Annotated in this window: 20 protein-coding genes; 10 read left to right on the forward strand and 10 right to left on the reverse strand. The window is 67.0% G+C overall.

Annotated features, from left to right (window positions below; all coding sequences use genetic code 11):
• Positions 1-28: 28 nt before the first annotated feature.
• Positions 29-2944 carry a TonB-dependent receptor domain-containing protein gene (locus LG3211_RS23595; protein ID WP_187313094.1) on the forward strand — a complete coding sequence of 972 codons (2916 nt, stop codon included), beginning with the start codon at positions 29-31 and terminating at the stop codon, positions 2942-2944.
• A 479-nt stretch (positions 2945-3423) separates the two neighbouring features.
• Entirely contained in the window at positions 3424-6354 is a 2931-nt protein-coding gene (locus tag LG3211_RS23600) for a TonB-dependent receptor domain-containing protein (RefSeq protein WP_057944986.1), read from the forward strand.
• Positions 6355-6463: 109 nt separating this feature from the next.
• Here the strand turns inward: LG3211_RS23600 and glyS are convergent, their stop codons facing one another.
• Both glyS and glyQ read right to left on the reverse strand, forming a co-directional pair.
• Positions 6464-8620 carry a glycine--tRNA ligase subunit beta gene (gene glyS / locus LG3211_RS23605; RefSeq protein ID WP_057944987.1) on the reverse strand — a complete coding sequence of 719 codons (2157 nt, stop codon included), beginning with the start codon at positions 8618-8620 and terminating at the stop codon, positions 6464-6466.
• 124 nt (positions 8621-8744) lie between these two features.
• Positions 8745-9680, reverse strand: a complete 936-nt coding sequence (gene glyQ / locus LG3211_RS23610) for a glycine--tRNA ligase subunit alpha (protein WP_057944988.1) — start codon at positions 9678-9680, stop codon at positions 8745-8747.
• Between the two features lie 154 nt (positions 9681-9834).
• On the opposite strand from glyQ, the gene LG3211_RS23615 reads away from it, so the two are divergent.
• Positions 9835-10512, forward strand: a complete 678-nt coding sequence (locus LG3211_RS23615) for a glutamine amidotransferase (protein ID WP_057945702.1) — start codon at positions 9835-9837, stop codon at positions 10510-10512.
• Positions 10513-10614: 102 nt separating this feature from the next.
• Positions 10615-11538: a hypothetical protein gene (locus LG3211_RS23620; protein ID WP_057944989.1), complete on the forward strand. Its 924-nt coding sequence runs from the start codon at positions 10615-10617 to the stop codon at positions 11536-11538.
• Between the two features lie 32 nt (positions 11539-11570).
• Here the strand turns inward: LG3211_RS23620 and LG3211_RS23625 are convergent, their stop codons facing one another.
• The 5 genes from LG3211_RS23625 to LG3211_RS23645 form a co-directional block, all read right to left on the reverse strand.
• Positions 11571-12320, reverse strand: coding sequence for an RDD family protein (locus tag LG3211_RS23625; protein WP_057944990.1), 750 nt, complete (start codon positions 12318-12320; stop codon positions 11571-11573).
• Entirely contained in the window at positions 12317-13117 is an 801-nt protein-coding gene (gene tatC, locus LG3211_RS23630) for a twin-arginine translocase subunit TatC (protein ID WP_057944991.1), read from the reverse strand. The genes LG3211_RS23625 and tatC overlap by 4 nt, the downstream gene beginning before the upstream one ends.
• Positions 13104-13580, reverse strand: a complete 477-nt coding sequence (tatB, locus tag LG3211_RS27615; protein WP_083512800.1) for a Sec-independent protein translocase protein TatB — start codon at positions 13578-13580, stop codon at positions 13104-13106. Before tatB ends, tatC begins: the two co-directional genes overlap by 14 nt.
• Positions 13581-13625: 45 nt before the next feature.
• Positions 13626-13856, reverse strand: coding sequence for a Sec-independent protein translocase subunit TatA (tatA, locus tag LG3211_RS23640; protein WP_057944992.1), 231 nt, complete (start codon positions 13854-13856; stop codon positions 13626-13628).
• 220 nt (positions 13857-14076) lie between these two features.
• The gene (locus LG3211_RS23645) at positions 14077-14985 is read right to left on the reverse strand and encodes a lipid-binding SYLF domain-containing protein (RefSeq protein WP_057945703.1); all 909 of its coding nucleotides are present in this window, start codon (positions 14983-14985) and stop codon (positions 14077-14079) included.
• 532 nt (positions 14986-15517) lie between these two features.
• Here LG3211_RS23645 and hemH point away from each other — a divergent pair.
• Together hemH and LG3211_RS23660 are read left to right on the forward strand one after the other, a co-directional pair.
• Complete coding sequence (gene hemH / locus LG3211_RS23655) at positions 15518-16516, forward strand: ferrochelatase (RefSeq protein ID WP_425479925.1); 999 nt, start codon at positions 15518-15520, stop codon at positions 16514-16516.
• Between the two features lie 99 nt (positions 16517-16615).
• Positions 16616-17485, forward strand: a complete 870-nt coding sequence (locus LG3211_RS23660) for an alpha/beta fold hydrolase (protein ID WP_057944994.1) — start codon at positions 16616-16618, stop codon at positions 17483-17485.
• Positions 17486-18106: 621 nt separating this feature from the next.
• On the opposite strand, the gene LG3211_RS23665 is transcribed toward LG3211_RS23660, so the two are convergent.
• The 3 genes from LG3211_RS23665 to ttcA all read right to left on the reverse strand — a co-directional run bounded on the left by LG3211_RS23665 (position 18107) and on the right by ttcA (position 21138).
• On the reverse strand, positions 18107-18901 hold the full coding sequence (locus LG3211_RS23665) for a M48 family metallopeptidase (RefSeq protein ID WP_057944995.1): 795 nt from the start codon (positions 18899-18901) through the stop codon (positions 18107-18109).
• A gap of 241 nt (positions 18902-19142) precedes the next feature.
• Positions 19143-20054: a recombination-associated protein RdgC gene (locus LG3211_RS23670; RefSeq protein WP_057944996.1), complete on the reverse strand. Its 912-nt coding sequence runs from the start codon at positions 20052-20054 to the stop codon at positions 19143-19145.
• Between the two features lie 169 nt (positions 20055-20223).
• Positions 20224-21138: a tRNA 2-thiocytidine(32) synthetase TtcA gene (ttcA, locus tag LG3211_RS23675; RefSeq protein WP_057944997.1), complete on the reverse strand. Its 915-nt coding sequence runs from the start codon at positions 21136-21138 to the stop codon at positions 20224-20226.
• Positions 21139-21520: 382 nt separating this feature from the next.
• On the opposite strand from ttcA, the gene LG3211_RS23680 reads away from it, so the two are divergent.
• The 4 genes from LG3211_RS23680 to LG3211_RS23695 all read left to right on the forward strand — a co-directional run bounded on the left by LG3211_RS23680 (position 21521) and on the right by LG3211_RS23695 (position 23776).
• Positions 21521-21727, forward strand: coding sequence for a YdcH family protein (locus LG3211_RS23680; protein WP_057944998.1), 207 nt, complete (start codon positions 21521-21523; stop codon positions 21725-21727).
• 143 nt (positions 21728-21870) lie between these two features.
• Positions 21871-22494 carry a hypothetical protein gene (locus tag LG3211_RS23685; protein WP_057944999.1) on the forward strand — a complete coding sequence of 208 codons (624 nt, stop codon included), beginning with the start codon at positions 21871-21873 and terminating at the stop codon, positions 22492-22494.
• A complete protein-coding gene (locus LG3211_RS23690) occupies positions 22491-23132 on the forward strand; it encodes a hypothetical protein (RefSeq protein WP_057945000.1) in 642 nt (213 codons plus the stop codon). The genes LG3211_RS23685 and LG3211_RS23690 overlap by 4 nt, the downstream gene beginning before the upstream one ends.
• Positions 23129-23776, forward strand: coding sequence for a hypothetical protein (locus tag LG3211_RS23695; RefSeq protein WP_057945001.1), 648 nt, complete (start codon positions 23129-23131; stop codon positions 23774-23776). Before LG3211_RS23690 ends, LG3211_RS23695 begins: the two co-directional genes overlap by 4 nt.
• The last annotated feature ends 71 nt before the right edge of the window (positions 23777-23847 follow it).

The following is a 23847-nucleotide window of genomic DNA, read 5'->3' on the forward strand; positions in this document are numbered from 1 at the left end:
GTCACTGCATATTCCAGGAGTCCACTTCGTGAATAGAAAAATTTTGACCACTGCTGTTTGCACTGCGCTGGTCAGCGCGGTCGCACCGGCTTACGCCCAGCAGGCGGCAGCTACCGGTTCCAGCGATGACGTCACCCGGATCGAGACGGTCACCGTCACCGGCTCGCGCATCTCCAACCCGAACGTCGTATCGCCCGCTCCGGTCAGCGTGCTGACCGCGGAAGACATCAAGGCCACCGGCGCGGTCAACATCGGCGACCTGCTGACGACCATGCCGCAGCTGGCCACCACCTTCACGATGGGCAACTCCGGCCGCTTCATCGGCACCGCCGGCGTGGCCATGCAAGACCTGCGCAACCTCGGCACCGCCCGCACCCTGGTGCTGGTCAACGGTCGCCGCATGGTCGGCGCCTCGGCCGGCACCTCGGCGGTCGATACCAACCTGATTCCGGCCGACTGGGTCGAGCGCGTGGAAGTCATCACCGGCGGCGCGTCCGCGGTGTACGGCGCCGACGCGGTCTCCGGCGTGGTCAACTTCATCCTCAAGAAGAAGTACGAAGGCGCCAATCTGCACGCGCAGATCAACGACAGCCAGCACGGCAGCTTCGGCAAGAAGTTCATCTCGGTGACCGGCGGCGGCAACTTCGCCGAGGACCGCGGCAACTACGCGCTGTCGTTCGAGCACAGCCAGCAAGACAGCCTGATGTTCGGCGACCGCTTCGGCAAGCAGGCCTATCGCGCCCTGCGCACGCCGGGCAGCGGCTTCGACACCACCCTGGTGGGCGACGCCGGCAACTACACCATCACCAGCGCCGGCACCTTCTCGCTGGGCAGCAACTTCAATCCGGACCTGCGTTACACCTTCGACCGCAACGGACAAGTGCGCAAGCAGCGCTTCGACGGCGCGGTCGATCGCAACAGCAGCGCCACCTGCACGAACTGCGACCGCCTCGACAACAACCAGGTGCTGCAGCTGCAGCCGCGGTACAAGCGCGACACCGTCAGCGCCGTCGCCGGATTCGATCTGAACCAGGATCACCGCCTGTACTTCGAAGGCATGTACAGCAAGGTGCACAGCAAGACCAGTTCCTCGCCGGCGTTCGGCGCCACCGGCAATCCGCACATCATCGAGCGCGACAACGCTTACATAACGCCGGAAATGCTGGCGCTCATCGGCTCGCGCCGGTCGATCAATCTCGCCCGCAACGACGTCGATGCCGGCGGACGCGGCGAAGACACCGACCGCCAGACCGCGCGCGTGGTGTTCGGCGCCGAAGGCTCGGCGTTCGGCAGCGACAGCAACTGGCTGTACGACGTGTCGGTCAATTACGGCCGCACCCACGAGCGTCGCCGTAATCTCAACAACCGCCACATGGAACGCTTCTACGCCGGCCTGGACGCGGTCAAGGACGCCAACGGCAACATCGTGTGCCGTTCCAAGATCGATCCGACCCACGTCAACCTGGCGTACTACAACAACACCGCGAGCCCGGACGGCATCATCTCGCCGGAAGTGGCCGCCAGCTGCATTCCGTTCTCGGTCTTCGGCGAAGGCGCGATCAGCCCGGGCGCGGCCAACTGGTTCAACGTCACCACCATCTCCAAGTCGCGCCTGACCCAGTTCGTCGCCGGCGGCTCGCTGACCAACAACAACCTGTTCGAACTGCCGGCCGGTCCGGTCAGCTTCGGCGCCGGCGTCGAGTACCGCCGCGAGACCAGCCGGAGCATCAACGATCCGCTGGACATCTCCGGCCAGACCTTCCTCAACGCGATCCCGAACTCCGGCGGCAGCTACAACGTCCGCGAGTTGTGGACGGAAGTGGCGATCCCGCTGTTGCACGACATCCCGCTGATCAAGAGCCTGACCGTCGGCGCCGCCGCGCGTTACTCCAAGTACGACACCATCGGCAGCACCAAGGCCTGGCGTTACAACCTGGACTGGGCGATCAACGACAGCCTGCGCGTCCGCGGCAACATGTCGGCGGCGGTGCGCGCGCCTAACATCGACGAACTGTTCGGGGGCCAGTCGCAGAACTTCGGCGGCGTCTCCGATCCGTGCGACGCGATCAACATCCGCAACGGCAAGGATCCGGCCGTGCGCGCCCGCAACTGCGCCGCGCTGGGCCTGCCGGCCGATTTCGAAGACACCTTCTCGGCCACCAACGAAGGCCTGTCGGGCAGCAACCCGGACCTGGAACCGGAGACCGGCCGCAGCTGGACCGCCGGCCTCGTGTTCACCCCGACCTTCCTGGAAGGCTTCGGCATGAACGTGGACTACTGGAAGATCCGTCTCACCGACGCGATCGGCGCGCCGAGCTTCCAGCAGACCGCCGACCGCTGCGTCGATAACCCGGCCGGCATCAACAACATCTACTGCACCAACACCCGCCGCGGTCCGGACGGCCAGATCGACTTCCTGGTTTCGATCAACCAGAACATCGCCGCCACCGAAACCGACGGCGTGGACATCGGCGTTTACTATACCCACGACCTGTGGGGCGGCCGCATGCGTTGGGACCTCAACGCCACCAAGGTGCTGGGCTACACCGACTTCCCGTTCCAGGAAGACAAGGACGAGACGATCGACCAGAACAAGACCCTGGGCTTCCCGGAATGGAAGGCCACCCTGCGCCTGGGCTACACCCGCGACAACTGGGGCTTGAACTGGAACACCCGCTACGCCGACGGCGGCCTGCGCGTGAGCAACGAGACCTACCGCTCGAATCCGACGTCGGTCAACGTCTACAACGCCGGCTCCGGCGTCGCCCACGACATCCGCGGCAGCTACTCGATCAAGGACACCGGCTGGCAGATCTACGGCGGCATCACCAACGTGTTCGACTCCGATCCGCCGGTCAACCTGTTCGGCACCGGTTTCGGTTCGGGCCTGTACGACCAGATCGGCCGCGCTTACTACGTCGGCGTGAACTACAAGTTCTTCTGATCGAACATGTAGTGGTCCAGCACCATCGTTGAGCTTCATCGCAAGAGCCGGCGCAAGCCGGCTCTTTCGTTTTTCGGGGGAGCCCACGATGGCGGCGGGGCCTGCCCGGGCGGGGCCTGCCCGGGCCGGGCCCGCCCGCCGCCTGGCGCGACTCGCACTGCCCTGAAATCCTTCGAAAGGACAGCCGTACGGCGACCTGGGCACGCGTTGGCACAGTCATTCGGCCAGACTCGGCAAAGAATGGCACCCCCGCTAACTATATGTATTTATTACATATTTTTTTACGAGACTTTGCACAGTTCGTTGCATCTTTCGTTAAGAGTCCGTAATTTCGGGTCAGGGGAACTGGTCGTACGCGCGGGGGGCTGCGCGACGAGCACTCGGGATCTCCTCTGACCACACCTAATCCAGCCTTCCAACACCAGGGAAGTCGCACGGTAAGGAAGCGATGTCATTGCATATTTCAGGAGTCCACTTTCGTGAATAGAAAACTGCTCACCACGGCTGTCTGCACGGCGCTGGTCAGCGCGGTCGCACCGGCCTACGCCCAGCAGGCTAACGCCGCGTCGAACGAAGACAGCATCACCAAGATCGAAGCCGTCACCGTCACCGGCTCGCGCATCTCCAACCCGAACGTCGTATCGCCCGCTCCGGTCAGCGTGCTGACCGCGGAAGACATCAAGGCCACCGGCGCGGTCAACATCGGCGACCTGCTGACGACCATGCCGCAGCTGGCCACCACCTTCACGATGGGCAACTCCGGCCGCTTCATCGGCACCGCCGGCGTGGCCATGCAAGACCTGCGCAACCTCGGCACCGCCCGCACCCTGGTGCTGGTCAACGGTCGCCGCATGGTCGGCGCCTCGGCCGGCACCTCGGCGGTCGATACCAACCTGATTCCGGCCGACTGGGTCGAGCGCGTGGAAGTCATCACCGGCGGCGCGTCCGCGGTGTACGGCGCCGACGCGGTCTCCGGCGTGGTCAACTTCATCCTCAAGAAGAAGTACGAGGGCGCCAACGCCCACGTGCAGATCGGCGACAGCCAGCACGGCGGCTTCAAGGAGCGCCTGTTCTCGTTCACCGCCGGCACCAACTTCGCCGACGACCGCGGCAACGTCGCCATTTCGGTCGAGCACAGCCAGCAGGACCCGCTGTGGTTCCCGGATCGCTTCGGCCGCCAGAACTACGCCACCGTGCTCACCCCGGGCGGCGCCTACGACGGCCTGCTGCTGCCCAACTCGCGCAACTACATCTACACCACCGGCGGCGCGTTCTCGACCGCCTTCGATTCGCGCGGCAATCCCAATCCGCGGGTTCCGAGCCAGCGCTATGTCTTCAACCCCGACGGCAGCGTGCGCAAGCAGCGCTTCGACGGCATCTACGACAACCGCAACAACTGTCAGGACTGCGAAGGCCTGACCAATAACGAAACCCAGCTGCAGCCCGACTACAAGCGCACCACGGTCAGCTCGGTCGCCAGCTTCGACCTGAGCCAGGACCATCGCCTGTACTTCGAAGGCATGTACAGCAAGGTCGCCAGCAAGTCGTACGGCTCGGCGGCGTTCGCCGGCGCGAACAACTACCACATCATCGAGAAGGACAACGCTTACATCCGTCCTGACCTCGCGACGCTGACCGCCGATATGGATTACATCCGGATCACCCGCGACGATCTCGACTCAGGCCTGCGCGGCGAAGACACCGAGCGCCAGACCGCTCGCCTGGTGTTCGGCATCGAAGGCGCCGCATTCGGCAGCGAGAGCGGCTGGCTGTACGACGCCTCGGTCAATTACGGCCGCACCCAGGAGCGTCGTCGCAACCTCAACAACCGCATCATGGAACGCTTCTACGCCGGCCTCGACGCCGTCGTCGATCCGTCCAGCGGTCAGATCGTGTGTCGTTCGAAGATCGATCCGACCCACGTCAACGAGTCGTTCTACAACAACACCAGCAGCCCGGACGGCATCATCTCGCCGGAAGTGGCGGCCAGCTGCATTCCGTTCTCGATCTTCGGCGACGGCGCCATCAACCCGGCCGCGCGCGAGTGGTTCAACGCCACCACCATCTCCAAGGCGCGCCTGACCCAGTTCGTCGCCGGCGGCTCGCTGACCAACAACAACCTGTTCGACCTGCCGGCCGGTCCGATCAGCTTCGGCGCCGGCGTCGAGTACCGCCGCGAGACCAGCGAGACCAACAACGATCCGCTGGACATCTCCGGCCAGACCTTCCTCAACGCCATCCCCAGCGCGCGCGGCAGCTACAACGTCCGCGAAGTGTGGACGGAAGTCGCGGTCCCGCTGCTGCACGACATCCCGCTGATCAAGAGCCTGACCGTCGGCGCCGCCGCGCGCTACTCCAAGTACGACACCATCGGCAGCACCCGCGCATGGCGTTACAACCTGGACTGGGCGATCAACGACAGCCTGCGCATCCGCGGCAACATGTCGGCGGCGGTGCGCGCGCCGAACATCGACGAACTGTTCGGCGGCCAGTCGCAGAACTTCGGCATCGTGGATGATCCCTGCGATCCGACCGAAATCCCCAACGGCAAGGATCCGGCGGTGCGCGCGCGCAACTGCGCCGCGCTCGGCCTGCCGGCGGATTTCATCGATCGGATCGGTTCCTCCAATGAAGGCTTGCAGGGCAGCAACCCGGACCTGGATCCGGAAACCGGCCGCAGCTGGACCGCGGGATTCGTGTTCACCCCGACCTTCCTGGAAGGCTTCGGCTTCAACGTCGACTACTGGAAGATCCGGATCGAGAACGCGATCTCGGCGCCGACCTTCCAGGAAACCGCCGACCACTGCGTCGATTCGCCTTCCGGCATCGACAATATCTACTGCCGCAACGCCCAACGCCGCGCCGACGGCCAGCTCGACTTCCTCACCTCGATCAACCAGAACATTTCGTTGATCGAAACCGATGGCGTGGACATCGCGGCTTACTACACCCACGACCTGTGGGGCGGCCGCATGCGCTGGGACCTCAACGCGACCAAGGTCCTGAGCTACGACGATTACCCGTTCCAGGAAGATCCGGAAGACAACATCGACCGGCTCAAGACGCTGGGCTACCCAGAATGGAAAGCGACGCTGCGCGCCGGTTACAGCCGCGACAACTGGGACGTCAATTGGTCGACCCGCTTCGCTTCCGGCGGTCTTCGCGTGAGCAACGAGAGCTACGCCTCCAACCCGAAGCAGACCAACGTCAGCTGGGCCGGTTCGGGCGTGTTCCACGACATGCGCGGCAGCTATACGTTCAAGGACACCGGCCTGCAGATCTACGGCGGCGTCACCAACGTGTTCGACTCCGACCCGCCGGTCAACCTGTTCGGCACCGGTTTCGGCTCGGGCCTGTACGACCAGATCGGTCGCGCCTACTACGTGGGCCTGAACTACAAGTTCAACTGATCGACTCGTTCGATCCAGCGATCTTCAAGATCGAACACGAAGGAGCCGGCGCAAGCCGGCTCCTTTTTTATTCAGCGCGAGAGCGAACCACCGGCGGCGAATGCGCCGATCAGACCGACAAATGCTCGATCGCCGCCACGCTGCCGAGGCGATCGGACAAACGCTTGAGCAAGGCCAAACGGTTGTTGCGCACCGCCGCGTCGTCCACGTTGACCATCACCTTGTCGAAGAAGGCATCGACCTGCGGACGCAGGCGCGCCAGCCGGCCCAGCACGGCGACGTAGTCGCGCTGCGCGAGCAAGGGATCGGTATCGGCGACGGCGGCATCGACGGCCTGCGCCAGTTCGCGTTCGGCCGGCTCGTTGAACAACGCGGCATCGATCGCGCTCGGCACTTCGCCGTCAACTTTCCGGAGGATGTTGCGGCTGCGCTTGTTGGCCGCGGCGAGGGCCTCGGCTTCGGGCAGTTTCGCGAACTCGGCGATGGCGTTGAGGCGGCGGTCGAAGTCGGGCAGCATCGGCAGGCGCAACGCGGCGACCGCATCGAACTGCTGACCCGGCACGCTGCGCTCGGTGTAGTAGCTGCGCAGGCGTTCGACCACGAAGTCGTACAGCTCATCGGCCGTCGGCGCGGCGTTCGCGGCCTTGGCCGGATCGGCCGGCTTCGCCTTGCCGCTTTCGTCGGCCTGCGCTTGCTTGCGCGTGGTTTCCAGGGCGATCGCCGTGGCGGCCGCGGCCAATGCGCTTTGCAGCGCCTCGCCCAGCGGCAGATCGATTTCGCCTTCGATCAGCGTGCGCGCCAGGCCCAGCGCATTGCGGCGCAGACTGAAAGGATCCTTGTTGCCGGTCGGCTTGAGGCCGGCCGCGAAGCCGCCGGCCAGCGTGTCCAGGCGCTCGGCGATCGCGAGCACGCGGCCCAGCGGCGACGGCGCGATCGCGTCGCCGGCGAAACGCGGCATGTAGGCTTCGTCGATCGCGGCGGCCACTTGCGCCGGCTCGTTCGCGGCGGCGGCGTAGTACCGGCCGGCGATGCCCTGCAATTCGGGGAACTCGTTGACCATGCGCGATTGCAGATCGTTCTTGGACAACTCCGCGGCGCGGCGCGCCTGCGCCCGATCGACGCCGGCGATCAGGGCCACGTCCTGCGCCAGCGCGGTCACGCGCGCGACCTTGTCGGCCACGCTGCCCAGCCTGGCCTGGTAGGTCACCGTCTTCAGCCCTTCGCCCATCGACGCCAGCCCCTGCTTGAGGTCTTCGTCGAAGAAGAACTTCGCATCGGCGAAGCGCGGGCGGATCACGCGCTCGTAGCCCTTGCGCACTTCGCTCACGTCGCGGCTTTCGATGTTGGCGATGCCGACGAAACGTTCGCTGAGCTTGCCGGCCGCATCGAGCACGGGGAAGAATTTCTGGTTGGCTTCCATCGTCGCGATCAGCGCTTCCTGCGGCACGGCGAGGAATTCGCGTTCGAAGCCGCAGGCCACGGCCACCGGCCATTCGGTCAGGCCGTTGACCTCTTCCAGGATGCCCTCGTCGATGCGCGCGCTGCCGCCGGCTTGCGCGGCCGCGGCGGTGACTTCACGCACGATGCGCTCGCGGCGTTCGTCCGGATCGACCAACACCTTGGCCGCGCGCAGCGCTTCGATGTAATCGCCGGGCGCGTTGAACGAAACCGCCCGGTCGTGCATGAACCGATGGCCGCGGCTGATGCGATCGCTGCGCACGCCCAGGATGTCCGCGGGCACCACCTCGTTGCCGAGCAGCAGCACCAGCCAATGCATCGGCCGGGCGAAGCCGTAGTCGTGATCGCCCCAGCGCATCGGCTTGGGAATCGGCATCGCGGCGATGGCCTCGCGCACGATGTCCGCCAGCAGGCTGGCGGTGTCGGCACCGGGCTTGGTGGCACGGTGGACGAAGCGCTCGCCCTTGGCGTCGCTGGTTTTTTCCAGTTGCGTCCAGTCGATGCCGGCCTTGGCGGCGAACCCCTGCAGCGCCTTGGTCGGCCGGCCGTCGGCATCGAGCGCGATATTGAGGTAGGGGCCGAGCACTTCGCTGTTCTGTTCGGGCTGCCGCAGCGCCACCGCGGGCAGCAGTACCGCCAGGCGGCGCGGCGTGTACAGCGGCTTGGCGCCGTCGCGATCGAAACCGATGCCGCGCTTGTGCAGGCCGTCGAGCACGCCGTCGAAGAACGCCTGGGCCAGGCCGGACAGCGCCTTGACCGGCAGTTCTTCCGTGCCCAGTTCGATCAGGAGAGGTTGGGTCGTGCTCATGCGGTGGCCTTTGCGGTGTTGTCTTCGTTTCTGAAGACGCCTCGCTTGATGCGGCGAGGTTGAAGTTGATCGGTGCGCTCGCCCTCACCCCTCTCCCGCATGCGGGACAGGGGTTGTGCGCGAATCAGGCGGCGTGCGCTTTCGGCGTTTGCTTCAGGCCGGGAAAACCGAGCTTTTCGCGCTGCGCGAAGTAGGCTTCGGCCACGCCCTGGGCGATCTTGCGCACGCGCAGGATGTAGCGCTGGCGTTCGGTCACGCTGATCGCGCGACGCGCGTCGAGCAGGTTGAACGAATGCGAGGCCTTGCACACCTGGTCGTAAGCCGGCAGCGGCAGGCCCAGTTCGATCAGCTTGGCCGCTTCGCGTTCGCAGGCGTCGAAGCGGTGGAACAGCTCGGCCACGTCGGCGTGTTCGAAGTTGTACGCGCTCTGCTCGACTTCGTTCTGGTGATAGACGTCGCGGTAGGTCACCGCGCGGCCGTCGGGGCCGTAGGTCCAGACGATGTCGAACACGCTGTCGACGTTCTGCAGGTACATGCACAGGCGTTCGAGACCGTAGGTGATCTCGCCGAGCACCGGCCGGCACTCCAGGCCGCCGGCCTGCTGGAAGTAGGTGAACTGCGTGACTTCCATGCCGTTGAGCCAGACTTCCCAGCCCAGGCCCCAGGCGCCGAGGGTCGGCGATTCCCAGTTGTCCTCGACCAGGCGCAGGTCGTGCACCAGCGGGTCCACGCCCAGCGCCTTGAGCGAATCGAAGTACAGCTCGACGATGTTGTCCGGGCTGGGCTTCATCGCCACCTGGTACTGGTAGTAGCGCTGCAGGCGGTTGGGGTTGTCGCCGTAGCGGCCGTCGGTGGGACGGCGGCAGGGCTGCACGTAGGCGGCGTTCCACGGCTCCGGACCCAGCGCGCGCAGGAACGTGGCCGGGTGGAACGTACCCGCGCCGACCTCCAGGTCCAGCGGCTGGATCAACACGCAGCCCTGTTCAGCCCAGTAGGCGTTCAGGCGCTGGATCATGCTTTGAAAGGTGATCACCGCAGGGGGTGCGTCGCTCGCGCTCATGGTCTCATCGCAGTGCAGCAAAGCGGGTTAGTATAGCCATGAGCCTTACAAATACAGGGCTTCACCCCGGATTTCAGCAGCGCCCATCCCCCCTCGACGCCACGCCGTGAACCCGCCCTTTCTGATCGTTGAGACCGGCCAGCCGGTCGCCTCCATGCGCCGTCACCGCGGTTTTCCGCACTGGATCCGCGTCGCCGCCGGTTTGGGCCGCGACGAAGCGGTCGTGATCAACGTCGAACACGGCGAACAACTGCCCAGCCGCGAGGGTTTCGCCGGGGCCATCGTGACCGGTTCGGGCGCGATGGTCACCGACCGCGCGCCGTGGAGCGAGCGCAGCGCCGAGTGGCTGCGCGAAGCCGCCCACGCCCGTCTGCCCTTGTTCGGCATCTGCTACGGCCATCAGCTGCTCGCGCATGCGCTGGGCGGCGAGGTCGGCAATCACCCGGGCGGTCGCGAGATGGGCACGATCGGGCTGGAGCTGCATTCCAGCGCCGAGCACGACCCGCTGTTCCGCGGCCTGCCGAGCCAGTTTCCGGCCCAGGCCACGCATCTGCAGACCGTGCTGCGCGCGCCCGACGGCGCCACCGTGCTGGCGCGCTCGGCGCACGACGCCTGCCACGCGTTCCGCTGGGGCGATCACGCCTGGGGCGTGCAGTTCCATCCCGAATTCAGCGCCACGCACATGCTCGGTTACGTGCGCGCGCGCCGCGATGCGTTGCGCGCGGAAGGCCATTGCCCGAAGACCATCGCCGGCAGCGTCAGCGCCGCGCCGCATGCCCGGCGCGTGCTGCGCCGTTTCGTCGGCCATGCGCGTGCGCTGCACGGGCGCTGAGCCCGCGGTTTCGCGACGGCCGCGCCGCGCGGTTCCGGCCTTCGCCGTGGCGCCGTGCGTGCATGGCACGCCCTTGTTCCCTCTCCCCCCGGGATCGATCCGATGAGCCAACCGATACGCAAGGTACCGCTGACCCACGGCGCGCAGTGGCTGATCCGCGCCATCAACCTGGGCACGCGCAATCCGCGCGCGATCTTCGGCGCGGCCTTGCTGTTGATCGCGGTGCTGTACCTGGTGCTGTACCTGTTCACCATGCCGCTGCGGCTGGGCGCGGATTCGATCAGCATGGACAGCTTCATCTCCACCCTGGTGCTGGCGGTGCTGGCCGCGGTGCTGGTGCTGCCGGTGTTGCTGGGCGGGCTGATGCATGTGATCCGCGAGGCCGAGAACAACCGGCCGGTGCGCGCGCGCGACTTGTTCGCGCCGCTGCGCCTGCACAAGGCGTTGCCGCTGGCGCTGCTGGGCCTGATCCAGATCGCGCTGGCGCTGATCTGCGGCTCGCTGCTGCTGTGGGCGACCGGGCCGGATTTCTGGTCGCAATATCAGGACATGGCGCGCGGCGCCATCACCGGCCGCATCACCAACGTGCCCAGCGCGGAACAACCCATGCTGGTGATCCTGGTGCAGCTGGCCTACTACTACTTCAGCACCGCGGTAGTGCTGGTGTCGGTGCCGCTGATCATGTTCTCCGGGCTGGGCATTTCCGATGCGGTCAAGCGCAGTCTCGGCGCGTCGCTGTGGAACCTGGGTTCGTATCTGTTCGCGGCGATGTTGTTCATGTTCGGCGCGATGATCACCGGCCTGCTGGTCAGCGTGGCCTCGCTGCTGCTGATGCAGCTGGGTTCGCTGCTCGCGCCGACGATCGGGCAGTTGCTGGTGATGGCCTTGTTCGCGGTGTACGGCACCGCGTTCCTGGTGGTGATGTGCGGCACCTGCTATTTCGCCTGGCGCGATGTGTTCGCGCAGGACGAAGACGCGCCGACCACGCCGGCGGCAGCCGCGAATCCGGGGCATTTCGAGGCCTGAGTCCGGTCGCGCGGAGTTGAGCGGCGCGCGGCTTAGATCGCGCCGCTTTCGAACAAGGCCGCGTCCATCGCCGCCTGCATCGCCCGCATCAGCCACACGCACGCGGCCAACGTGGCGAAGGCCTGCAGCAGCAACCACGCCCAACCCCACAACGGCACCCGCCCGTCGCCGGCGCGCAACACCCGCGCACCGGCGATGCGATCGTGCAGGGCGCGATGCTCGGGCTTGGCCATCGCCATCACGTGGCCGATGTTCAAGGTCAGCCATGACAGCGCGCCGCCGAGATAACGCACCGTTACCGCGCCGACGCCGAGCCGGCGGCCGGCCATGTCGGTCACGCGCAAGCCCAGCGCGCGCTTGCCCGGCGTGGCCTGCCACGACGAAAACGCGACGAACGCCAACTCGTAGACCAGGCCGAACAAGGCGAACAGCACGACCCAGCCCAGCACCAGGCCGGTGACGGCGGCGGTGGTGGCTTGTGCGGCCGCGTGCAGGGCCGGATCGGCGAGCAACTGCTGCGCGTAGCCGGCGAAATCCATGTCGCTGAGTATTGATGCGGACATCATCTCGGCCATGCGCGCGTTCATCGCCGCATAGGCTTCGCGCGCGGCGGCGGCTTGATGGCGCCAATGGCTGGCGCCGATCAGGCAAGTCAACACGGCGATCAAGGCCGCATCCAGGGACCAGGCCATGTAGCGCGGCCAGAATCCGGCCGGAAGCAATGCGGCGGCGGGCGCGGCCACCGTGGGCGAAGCGGTCGCCGACGGGGCCGGCGAACTCATGGGCCGCGCGCGTCGCCGGGCGAAGGATCGTCGGCGTCGCGACGATCGGAGCCGACCCACTTCGCGGCGATGATGCCCATTTCGTACAGCAGGCACATCGGAATGGCGAGCATGAGCTGCGAGACCACGTCCGGCGGGGTGATCACCGCGGCGACGATGAAGATGCCGACCACGGCGTAACCGCGGCCTTCCTTGAGCTGCGCCGGCGTGACCCAGCCCAGCAGCACCAGGATCACCAGCGCCACCGGCACTTCGAAACTGATGCCGAAGGCCAGGAACAGGATCAGCACGAAATCCAGGTAGGCGTTGATGTCGGTCATCATCGACACGCCGGTCGGCGTGATCTTGACCAGGAAGCCGAACACCGACGGCAGCACCAGGAAGAACGCGAACGCGCAGCCGGCGTAGAACAGCACCAGCGCCGAGGCCAGCAGCGGCAGGGCCAGGCGTTTCTCGCGCTTGTACAAGCCCGGCGCGACGAAGGCCCAGGCCTGGAACAGCAGCCACGGCATCGAGATCATCAGCGCGGCGAAGAACGCCAGCTTCAACGGCGCGGAGAACGGCGAGGCCACCTCCACCGCGATCAGCTGGCTGCCGGCCGGCAACTTGGCCAGCAGCGGCGTGGCCAGGAAGTGGTAGAGCTTGTTCGCGAACGGCAGCAGGCCCAGGAAGACGACGATCAGACCGGTCACGCCGCGCAGCAGGCGCGCGCGCAGTTCGATCAGGTGGTCGAGCAGGCGCGGTTCGGCCGCGGCCTCTTCGTTGAGGTCGCCGGAGCGGGGATCAGCGTCGCTCATCGTTCGGCGTCTGCGCGGTGGAGGCGGGGCGATAGTCGGGCAAGGCCGCGCCGGTGTAGTCGTCGGCCGGGGCAGCGGATTCCACGGCCGGCGGCGCGGCGGCGGTGGCCGCTTCGCCGCTGTCGACCGGCGCCTCAAGCGCGGGTTGCGTCGCCTCGGCGATGCCCACGGGCGCGGCGATGCTGCGGTTCAACTCATCGACTTCGTTGCGCACGGCCTGATCGCTGTTGCGCAGTTGCTCCTGCACCTGACGCAGATCGTCCTGGGCCTGGCGCAGGCTGCGCTTGAGTTCTTCGTCGGCCAGCTCGTTCTCGAGCTCGGACTTGACCGAATACCACTGCGCGCGCGCGCGCCGCACCCACAGGCCGGCGAACCGCGCCGCCTTGGGCAGGCGCTCGGGGCCGAGCACGATCAAGGCCACGATCGCGATCACGAAGACTTCCGAGAAGCCTATGTCGAACATGCGCGTACGCCGGGCGGGGGAAGTCGATGACGCAACAGACCGGACTCAGCGCGGGTTCTGTTCGTTGTCGCGCGACTGCGTGCTGTTGGTGGTGTCGTTGCGGGTGCTGTCGTTAGGCAGTTGCTGCGACGGCTTGTCGTCGTCCTGCATGCCCTTCTTGAAACCCTTGACCGCGTCGCCGAGATCCTTGCCGACCGAGCCCAGTCGCTTGGTGCCGAAAATCAGCAGCACGATGACAAGGACGACAATCCAATGACCGATGCCCCAGGCGCCCATGACGATGCTCACTGCTGAATGATGAAGAGGGCAAGGATACCGCAACCACCGCTAAGCCAATGTGGCGAAGGTCCTGTCTGATCGCGAGGCCGTTATCGGCATTCGACCGGCCCTCGACCGAACCGATTCGGCATGGTCGCGGCCGCGAACGACTGAATGGGGCCGCGGCGCGATCGCGCCGGCAACGGGTCGGCGACCCGCGTTCCGGCGCGAGCCCGGCTCAGGGCAACGGTTCGACCTTGGCCGGATTGGGCTGCGCCGGCACGGTTTCGAACGGCTTCGGGCCCTGCGTGGGCTGCTCGGGCACCGCCGGCGCCAGGCGCTCGTGCGCCGGTGCGCGCGCCGCAGCGGCGGGCTGGGCCGGGACTGCCTGGGTGGTGCCGGCGGCCGGATACACCGTCGCGCCCAGCGGCGTGCGCTGTTCTTCGGCCAGGCGATGCTCGCGCGCGGCGGCGTTGGCTTCTTCCAGGCGATCGCGGAAATCCACCACCGCCGAAGACGGCTGGCCGGTGGCGCGGCCTTCGAAAATCATCCGCGGGGTATTGCCTTCGCCGTAGACGGCTTGATTGGCGTCGTCGTCGATCGACAAGGCGGCGCCGTCGAGGGCGATGCCGGCGAACAGGCCGCGCGCGCGCGACCACGACCAGATTTCGGCCTTGAGCTGGCCGTCGGTGGCGGCCGCGGCGGTGCGCCCGACCGGGCCGGCGGCGACGCTGGCGTCGGCGCCGAGGGTCAGCTTGCCGTTGACGATCGAATCCAGGCCGCGGTTGCCGCGGAACACCAGCACGATGTCGGAGGACTGCACGCCGGCCTGGAAGCCGACGCTGCCGCCGGTGAGCTTGACGAAGCTGGGGTTGGACCAGGTGCCGTCGGGATTCTTCACCGACACCAGGCCGTGGCCGCGGCGTCCGCCGACGACCAGGCCGATCTTCAGCGTATCGGGCACCACGACGATCGCGCGCGCTTCGTCGAAGAGTTTGTCCGGGATCGAGGATTCGGGAATCTGCTGGATATCGCCGAGCACGCGCACCGCATCGCGGGCGCGCTGGTCCTCGGTCGGACCGGCCATGGCGGCGGTGGCGGCGAGGCCCAGGCTCAGGGCGAGGCTCAGACTCAGGACGCGGGGCAGCGGACGGGACATGGGGAACTCCGGCGATGGTGCGGGATGTGATGCGCCGCGGGCGACGAGCCCGGGGCCGTGACGCTGTCTATGACCGCGACGACGGCGATCGGTTCAGGCTAGTGCGGCGGCGATGAATCACCGCCTAACTGCCGCCTGACCGGGGATGCGGGCCGAGGCCGCGACGCGAAACGTCGCGATGCCGCATCGATGCCGCTGTCGTGCCGTGTCGTGCGAGATGCGCGGCGCATTGTAGGCCGGCGCGCGCCAGGGCGTGCGGGTCGGCGCGGCGGGCTTGCGGCGGATGTCTCATTCGATCGGTGCGCTGTGGGTTAACGACCGCGAACCGGGCCGCATCGGCAAGACCGCGACGCGCGTTCGCATCGGCCGCATCGCGCCGGCGCCGTTTCGCAATGATTTGCGCGGGGATTTGCGCGGCTTCGGGCGCGGCCGGGCGAAGCGCCATCGGCGCCGCTGATCGCCCCGATCGAAAACAACGATGCCGCGGCGAGTGCCCAGGCCGGCGCGCGGATGTCATCCTATGCGCATGCCCGCCTCCGCCAGCAACGACGCTTCCCCGACCCGCTCCGCCGCCGACACCGCGGTGGTGCTGGTCAATCTGGGCACGCCGGACGCGCCCAACACCTCGGCCGTGCGGCGTTTCCTCTCCGAATTCCTGCACGACCATCGCGTCGTGGACATGAGCCGCTGGCTGTGGTGCCCGCTGCTGCATTTCGCGATCCTGCCGCTGCGCAGCAGCAAGGTCGCGCACAAATACGCCAGCGTGTGGCTGCCGGAAGGCTCGCCGCTGGCCGTGCACACCCGGCGTCTGGCCGAAGCGGTGCAGCGCGAACTGCCGCAGCATCGCGTGCTGCATGCGATGCGCTACGGCAAGCCGTCGTGGAAGCAATTGCTGCAGCAACTGCGCAGCGAGGGCGTGAAGCGGGTCGTGGCCTTGCCGCTGTATCCGCAGTATTCGACCTCCACCACCGCCTCGGTCGGCGACGTGCTGGAGCAGGCGCAGGGGCTGCGCACGCGGATGATCGGCGATTACCACCTGGACCCGGAATGGATCGCCGCGGTCGCCGATTCGATCCATCGCCATCGCGCCAGCCACGGCGCCGGCGAGCACCTGTTGTTCTCCTTCCACGGCTTGCCGCAGCGTTTCGCCGCCGCCGGCGACCCGTATCCGCGTCAATGCGAAGCCAGCGCGCGCGCGATCGCGCAGGCACTGGACCTGCCCGACGAGGCGTGGACGCTGAGCTATCAGTCGCGTTTCGGCCGCGAGCGCTGGCTGGAGCCGGCCACCGCCGACACCCTGATCGCGCTGGCCGCGCGCGGCGTGCGCAAGGTCGATGTGGTCGCGCCGGGCTTCGCGGTGGATTGCCTGGAGACGCTGGAGGAAGTCGCGCTGATGCTGGCGGAAGACTTCGCCGCGCGCGGCGGCCAACTGCGTTACGTGCCCTGCCTCAACGATTCGCCCGCGCACGCGGCGGCCCTGGCCGGCGTGGTGCTGCGCGAACTCGCGGACTGGCAATGAGCGCGGCGCCGGAATGCGGCAGCGGTCGATACGCACTGTCACCCGCGCGTGGTCTGATGCGAACCGGGCACGGATCAAGGCAGTGACAGGAACCCATTGATGGCCGCGATGCAGGAATTCGTCGTCGACACCGAGTTCGGCCGTCTGGCCGGACTGCGCAACGGCCGTATCGGCGCGCCGCGCCTGCTGGCCTTGCACGGCTGGCTGGACAACGCCGCCAGCTTCGTGCCGCTGGCGCCGTGGTTCGAAGGCTTCGACCTGGTCGCGCCCGACCTGCCCGGCCACGGCGCCAGCGCGCATTTGCCCGCGGCCGGCGAATACAGCATGACCACCGCCACCCGCGCCGCGCTGGCGATCGCCGACGCCCTGGGTTGGGACCGGTTCCATCTGCTCGGCCATTCGCTCGGCGGCGCGACCGCCAGCTTCGTCGCCGCGGCCACGCCGCAGCGGGTGCAGCGCTTGCTGCTGATCGAAGCCCTGGGTTCGCTGTCGGAAACCGAAGAACGCGTCGGCACCCGTCTGCGCGAGGCCTTCGCCGGCATGGCGGCGGTCAACAACAAGCAACTGCGCGTGTTCGCCGACATCGCCACCGCGGTGAAGGTGCGCATGGCCGCCAACGACCTCAGCGAACCGGTGGCGCGGTTGCTGGTGGAGCGCGGAATCGCGCCGGTGCGCGGCGACGACCATCAGGGCGGTTTCGTCTGGCGCAGCGATCCGCGCCTGACCCTGACCTCGGCGCAGCGCATGAGCGAAGGCCAGATGCGCTCGTTGATCCGCGCTATCGAATGCCCGACCTGCATGATCTGGGCCGACCCGGCGCAGAGCTACATGCCCGATGCATTGCGCCGCGAACGCGCGACGCTGCTGGCCCACGGCGAGTTGCATACGCTGCCGGGGACGCATCACCTGCATATGGAACGGCCCGGCGCGGTCGGCGAGTTGTTCCAGAATTTTTTGACGGCGGGGTAAGGCGGTCGAGTCGTGCGGTGCTCGTGCGCGCACGCCCGTAAGCCGCTGCAAAAATCCAGAGCCTACTTTGAAAAAGGGGGCGGCGCGCTGAGTAGGCACGATGTCTGAACATTCCGGCTCGCGCGGGGGGATTTGCTTTTGCCTGGCGGCGCTGCGATCTGATCGGAGAGCGAATCCCCCCTGCCCCCCTTTTTCAAAGGGGGGAACAGCGGCAACGTCGGGGGTGGAAATCCCCCGAGCAAGCGGCGGCAATATGCCCCCTTTGAAAAAAGGGGCTGCGCGCGGCATTGGCACGATGTCTGAACATCCTGGCTCGCGCGGGGGATTTGCTTTTCGCTCGGCGGCGCTGCGATCTGACCGGAGAACGAATCCCCCTTCCCCCCTTTTCCAAAGGGGGGAACAGCGGCAACGTCGGGGGTGGAAATCCCCCGAGCAAGCGGCGGCAATATGCCCCCTTTGAAAAAGGGGGCTGCGCGCGGCATTGGCACGATGTCTGAACATCCTGGCTCGCGCGGGGGATTTGCTTTTTTGCCCGGCGGCGCTGCGATCTGATCGGAGAGCGAATCCCTCCCTTTTTCAAAGGGGGAACAGCAGCAGCGTCGCTGCTATGACTACGCGACTCTACTTATCGTCCGCGATCAACCGCCGCAGCCCCGCCTTGAGCGCACGCCCCGAGGCGCGAAAATACTCGCGCTGATCGCGCCAATCCGGGCAGCGCGCTTCCACTTCGCGCCAGAACGCGCGCGAATGGTCGGCGTGGATCAGGTGGCACAGCTCGTGCACCAGCACGTATTCGAACGCGGCCGGCGGCGCCAGCACCAGCGACAGGTCCAGCGACAGCGCGCCGTCGGGCGCGAGCGAACCCCATTGCGAAGACATGACCCGGTAACGCAGACGCGACGGCGCGCGCGGCAGGCCCGGCAGGTATTTGGGCAGCCAGCGGCCGACGTCGGCGCGGGCCTGGCCTTCGTAGAAATCGCGCAGCGCGCGCTGCAGGGCCTTGGCGTTCACCGTTTCCGGCGCGGCGACGACCAGCGCGTCGTCTTCCAGTTGCAGGCGCAGATAGCGCGCGACCTGCCAACGCAGCGGCATGTCGTGCCCGCGCAGGGGAATGCTGGTGCTGACATGCACCTGCAGGCTGGGCGCATCGGTGCCGGCGCTGGCGATCTGCGCCAGCAGCCACTCGCCATGCTGGATCACGAATCGCTGCCCGGCGATGTCGCTGGCGCGCATCGGCAGGGTCAGGCGCGGGCCGCGCTCATCGACGCTGAGCTTGATCCGGCGCGCACGCGGATCGCGCACGCGCAACACTTCGACGGACTGGCCGTTGGCGAGGGTGATCGCGATGGTTTCGCGCGAGATCGTGCGCGGCGCAGCGCGCAGCTGGCCGGTGAGCAAGCGCAGAAGGCTCGTCATGGGTGGGGGACCGCCATGCGCGAAGCATAGCGCTTGCGAGGCGCGAAGTTGATGTCGGCGCTGGGACCAATGATGCCGCGAGGGCCCTCACCCCAACCCCTCTCCCGCCAGCGGGAGAGGGGCTCATGGGATTCGGGGCGCTAAGTCCCTTCTACTGCGGTGCCTGAAAAGTCTGCACCCGAAGGCGGGGGCGGATGAGGCCAGCCCGACCTCGAATCGCAGTCGGCTCAGATTTGCGCCGTCAAGCCTCGACCTTCGACAACTTCAACGCCGACTCCAACACCCGGAACAAACGCTTCACCTCGCCGCTCATCAGCGCGAAACGCGCGTCGAGTTCGGCGCGCAGGCCGTCGCCGTCGCTGTGTTCGAGCTGATCCACCGCGCCGTCGAGCAGCTTGAACTTGCGCACGACCAGGTCCTCGCCGATCACGAACGACACGTGATCGTCCAGGCTCAGCGCCAGGCGCGTGACCTGCTTGCCGGTTTCCAGGTGCTTGGCGATTTCGTCGCTTTCCAGTTCCTGACGCTGGCACTTGACCACCGCGCCCTGATCGACCGGATCGCGCAGCTCGCACTCGTCGCCCAGGCTGATGCCGTCGGGCAATTCCTCGCCGGCGACCCAGCCGGTCAGGATCGAGCGCGGGGCGATTTCCGCGTTCAGCGGCAACGCCGGAAAACTGCCGATGGCGCGGCGGATTTCGCTGATCACGTTCTCGCCGGTCTTGCGGCTGGAGGTGTCGACGATCACCAGCCCGTGCTCCAGATCGATGATCGCGTCGGTACGGCCGGGTTTGATGAACGCGCGCGGCATCAGATCGACGATGAGCTCGTCCTTGACCCGCTTGCGCGTGCGGCCGCCGGGCTTGCGGCCTTCTTTCTGTTCGATCTCGGCCAGTTTCTTGGCCAGCATGTCGTTGATGACCGATCCGGGCAGCAGGCGGTCTTCGCTGCCGACGGTGATCCAGATCGCGTCGCCGATGCGGTTGCTCATCATTGCGTCCTCGGCGTCGCGCCCGAACGGCGAGATGAAACCGCGCGAAGACAGCTCCAGCGGGCCGACCGGCTTGAGCGCGCATTCGGCCAGGCCTTTGTCGAGATCGTCGAGTTTGTGGGTGGTGGGGAAGCGGAAGAACGTCAGGTTGCGGAAGAACATCGAAGGACAGACCGGAAAGAGGAAAAGGGGATTCGGGGATGGCAGGTCGGCTCGCGCTGCCTTGGCTCGTCATTCCCGCGAACGCGGGAATCCAGAGACTTCAAGCGTTCTCGCACGAAAGGCCCTGGATTCCCGCGTCCGCGGGAATGACGGCCTCGAAAGTACGCGGTTATCCAACTTGCGCGTGGTTCGTTTCAACTGATGCGTCATCGAGCCATACCGGCGCATCGCTCGTCGGCGCCGCGCCGGCCTTGCCCAATCCGAGAAAATCGAACAACTTCGGATCGCTCAATTGCGACGGCCGGATATCGCCCAGCGCGCGCGAGATCGTTTCGATGCGGCCGGGCGTCTCGCGCTCCCACGCATCCATCATGCGCTTGACCTGCTTGCGCTGCAGGTTTTCCTGCGAGCCGCACAGGTTGCACGGGATGATCGGGAACTGCTTGACCGCCGCGTAATCGACGATGTCGTCTTCGCGCACGTACGCCAACGGCCGGATCACCACGTGCTTGCCGTCGTCGGACAGCAGCTTGGGCGGCATGCCGCTGAGCTTGGCGTGGAAGAACAGGTTGAGGAAGAAGGTCGCGACCAAATCGTCGCGATGATGCCCCAGCGCGATCTTGGTGAACCCCTGCTCCGCCGCGTAGGTGTAGAGCGCCCCACGCCGCAATCGCGAGCACAGCGAACACATGGTCTTGCCTTCCGGCACCACCCGCGTGACGACCGAATAGGTGTCCTGTTCGAGGATCTTGTACGCCACCCCGATCGATTGCAGATACCCCGGCAGCACGTGCTCGGGGAAATCCGGCTGCTTCTGGTCCAGGTTCACCGCGACCAGCTCGAACTTCACCGGCGCCTTCTTCTGCAACTGCAGAAGGATGTCGAGCAGGGTGTAACTGTCCTTGCCGCCGGACAGGCAGACCATGACCTTGTCGCCTTCTTCGATCATGCCGAAGTCGGCGATGGCGCGGCCGACCTGATGGCGCAGACGGGTCGCCAGGCGCTCGCCGTCGGGGGCGGAGGCAGCGGAGGTGTCGGCGCGACTGCGGCGGACGGGTTCGGCGAGGGGCAGGACGGTGCTCATGTGGCCGACGATTCTACGGGCTGCGCGCCGGTCGCGGCGAACCGCGGCGCTCCGGGCCCGGCGCCAGGCAGCCGCGGCGCGGACCGGTTCGCTCGCCCTTGAGCGCTGGCGCGGCCTGGGGCTGAGCCGTTTTGCTGTCGCCGCGCGCGGACGGCGTCGCCACGACGATCCGTCAGCCCAGCGCAGGCCAATCACTTTCCAACAAAATATTAACAAACCCCTGCTGACTCCAGATCCGGCGCACCGCCCGGCGCCCACGGAGCACGCGACGAACCGAATCGCCCCCGCACCGGCGCCCCCGCCACCACGACCGGCACCGATCCCGATCGCTTGTCGCGCCAGGGGATATGGAATCGACATGCGCGCGCGTTAAGCTCATCGGATGATCGAAAGCGATCCCGCCGCAATAACGCACCAACTGGCCCATCTGCGGTTGGAACATCGCGACCTCGATCTGGCGATCGACCGTCTGGCGCTGGACGCCAACGCGGACGAACTCACGGTCAAACGGTTGAAGAAACGCCGGCTGTGGCTGAAGGACTGCATCGCGCGGCTGGAGAGCGCGCTGATTCCCGACGAACCCGCCTGAGCCGCGTCGACCGCCGCGCGCAAGCCGTCTCGCGCGGCGGTCCCTGCAGCAGCGCCGTTGTCATGTCCATCTAGTGCGAAACCCAGCTGCAGCGGGGCACATCGGCTGTGCTAGGGTGCCGCCACCCGATGGCAGGCAGCGGTATGGCGAACAAGGACGAACTGGTCAAAGCGGCACGCAATCCCTGGTGGCAGGGCGCCGCGGCCGTGGCCGCGATCGCGCTGGTGCTGACCTTCGCTCTGGGCGGCTTCAAGCAGGCCAAGAGCGTGACCAAGCCGCTGCCGCAGTATCAGGCCGGTCACCGTTACCAGGGCGGGGCGATGGCGGCGACGCCGCTGCGCGCCTGGGTCGCGCGCTACAAGCCCGGCGGCCAGGTCGATGCCTTCAATCAGGGCAAGCTGTATCTGGTGCTGCAGGTCGAGATCGAGAACCGCACGCCGCGCAGTTTCAGCGGCTTCGGCTATCCGCTCAAAGATCTGATCCTGGTTTCGAAGGGCGGCACTCCCGTCCCCGCCCAAAGCTTGATGATGTCCGACGATCACACCATCGTCGCCGACCTGCATCCGCGCATGAAGCAGCGCGTGGATTTGGTCTGGGATCTGCCCAGGAATTATGTTTATTCGCCGCAGGAGACCTTCGGCGTGTTCGCTCGCGACTACAAGGCCAAGGCCTATCTCAACGATGAAGGCGCATGGCTGCAGGGCAAGCCGGCGGCCAAGTACCGGATCGCGGTAAGCGATCTGCGCGACCGCATGGTGGCGCCATGAGCACGCCGATCGAACCGGCCGCCGCGTCCGCGCGCTGGCGCCTGCCGCGCTGGCGTTGGCGCGATGCGCTGTGGATCGCGCTGGCGCTGATCGCGGTGGTCGCGCTGCGCAAGGGCGAATCGACCTACGAAGAACGCGACGCGCCGCTGCTACAGGCGGCGAAGGCGCCGGGCCGCGTGACGGGGCGCAACTTCGCGGTCGAGGTCGGCAACCTCAAGGCCGCGCACGCGTATCTGCTCAAGGGCGACTACTCCCGTCCCGGCGATTATTTACTGCGCACCTCGGGCCTGTGGCTGTCGGTGGTGGCCAAGGTCGAGGCGCTCGATCGTCCCGGCTACCTGGGCGCGCAGCTGCGCACCCGCGACGGTCTGGTCTATGTCGCCTCCAGCAACGACCGGCCCAAGCTCAAGGGCGTCAACCTGCGCGATCGCGCGCTGGCGCCCGGCCTGGTCGAGAGCGGCGCCTGGTTCTTCGAAGTGCCCGCGGACAAACTCGAAGGCGCGCACCTGCAGTTGTACTGGGGCAATTTGTTGCCGCAGGGCGGCGACAGCCTGGTCGATGTCGATCTGGGCATCGACACCGCGCGCGCGCGCAAACTCGCCGCCGAGGCCAAACCGGTTCTGGATCTGCGCCCATGAATTCGCCCACGAGCTCCGAACCCATTCAAGTCGCCGCCGTTCCGGCGTCCGCGTCCGTGCCCGCGCCGGCCGGCTGGTGGCGCCGCAACGTGTGGTGGCTGCTCGGCACCGCGGTGCTGGGCACCTGGGCGATCTACGCGCCCTACCGCGACGCACTGGACAGCTATCGTCAGCGCCACCCCAGCCAACCAGTCGCGGCCGGCAAGAACACGTGGACCCAGTACGAAGGCGCGCGCTGGCGATTGGTGAGCGCCGAAGCGCTGGCGCCGCGCGATCCGCGCATTCTCGGCCCATTGCGCAAGGACGCCGGCGTGCTGCTGGTGCGCTTCGAAGTGATCCCGGATTCGGGCACCAAGACCGCCACGCTGGACGCGTGCCGCGGCAGCGTCGCCGATGCCAAGGGCCGGCTGTGGGAAGCCAATCCTTCGGAGCTACCGCGCCTGAAAGGCGCCAAGCTGCCGACGACCTGCGGCAGCGGTTACGACGCGTCGTTCAAGCAAGTATTGGCGGTGCCGGGGCGGCCGTTCGCGTTCCAGCATGCGTATCTGCTGCCGCGCGGGCAGACCATGGAGGGGCTGCGGGCGCGGATCGAATTGCGCAACTCGGAAACGGCCAAGGGCCGGTATCTGGACTTCGCGCTGTAATTTCGTCCGCTCGGCCGAGCCACCTTGAGGTCTGTTGTAGAAAGGCCTTCAGGCTCTCCCACAAAAAATTC

Origin of the sequence: Lysobacter gummosus (assembly GCF_001442805.1) — a bacterium.
GTDB classification, from domain to species: Bacteria; Pseudomonadota; Gammaproteobacteria; order Xanthomonadales; family Xanthomonadaceae; genus Lysobacter; species Lysobacter gummosus.